This window comes from Pseudomonas sp. P5_B2 (assembly GCF_056400445.1).
Genome location: NZ_JBFULH010001072.1, coordinates 1 through 1044, shown reverse-complemented (window position 1 = coordinate 1044; position 1044 = coordinate 1). Strand labels below are relative to the sequence as shown.

At 61.0% G+C, this 1044-nt stretch carries 2 protein-coding genes; both read right to left on the bottom strand.

The window, feature by feature from the left end; genetic code table 11:
- Positions 1-83: 83 nt before the first annotated feature.
- A complete protein-coding gene (locus AC1DRJ_RS29245) occupies positions 84-284 on the bottom strand; it encodes a DUF1656 domain-containing protein (protein WP_007896379.1) in 201 nt (66 codons plus the stop codon).
- Positions 274-1044: FUSC family protein (locus AC1DRJ_RS29240; RefSeq protein ID WP_477805193.1), on the bottom strand; the 771-nt coding region annotated here is incomplete at its 5' end. The genes AC1DRJ_RS29245 and AC1DRJ_RS29240, both read right to left, overlap by 11 nt.

Here is a 1044-nt window from a genome sequence, read left to right as displayed (position 1 = left end):
TCCATATGGCAAGGGCCAGCACCAACAGGGTGGCCAGCAGGCTGAAAAGCTTTTTCATCAGGGCCTTCTTCAGAGATAGAGAGTCAACGGTAAACGGTCAGCGCCAGGGCGCCGAACAGGCAGGTAAAAAGGCTCAGGCGCAGCAGCGCCGGGTGCCAGAAGAAGCGGTACAGATCGAACCCGGACAGAAACCGGTCCAGCGCCCAGGCCAGCGCCGCCGCGATAAAAAACATCAGGGTCATGGTCGGCATGTAAACGCCGTGGAAGGCGATTTCACGAGGCATGTTCAATTCCTTGAGGTTCGGTTGGGGTATAGGCGGCGAGCGGCGATTGCGGGTCCAGCAATGAGGTACGAATGAAGTGCAGGTAGCTCTTCACCCGGCGCAAGGCCGAGGTGTCGAAGTGCGGCGCAAAAGGTTCGTCGGTGGCTTGCACGCGGCTGATTGCATGGTCGACCGCGATCAGGCTGCGCTCCAGATTGCTCTGGCTCGGTTGCAGAAACAGCCGCACCAGCGAACGGCCCATGACGCGGATGGCCTGGCGCCACGGTCGCGATTCGGCATAGGCCGGATGCACTGGCAGAATCGCCTGTTCCTTGCGCAACTCGATGATCGCGTGGCCGACTTCCAGCACCACAAACATCCAGCGCAGCAAGTCTCGCTGTACTTGCGGTTGCCCCGCCGCCAAGCCATAAGCTTGATGCAACAAGTCCCGCGTGCGGCTTTCAAAACTCGAGGCCAATCCCTTGAGCTTGCCGCTGATCGCATACACCACTTGCCCGCGCAGATCCTGCTCGAGCCGGCGCCACAACCAGCGACTGTTCGGCGGCAGGATGATCGCCCCGGCCGCCGCGCACACCAGCATGCCGAGCACCATGGCGATGTAGTCGTTGATGAAGGCGTAAGGGTTGTAGACCGTGAGGTTGTCCGGCACCGAACCGGTACTGAAAAAGATCAGCAAGCCGAGGCCGACACCGGCGTATTGCGGTCGCGATGTGAGGAACGAACCGAGCACGATCACCGGCGCGAGCATCACGCACAGCAG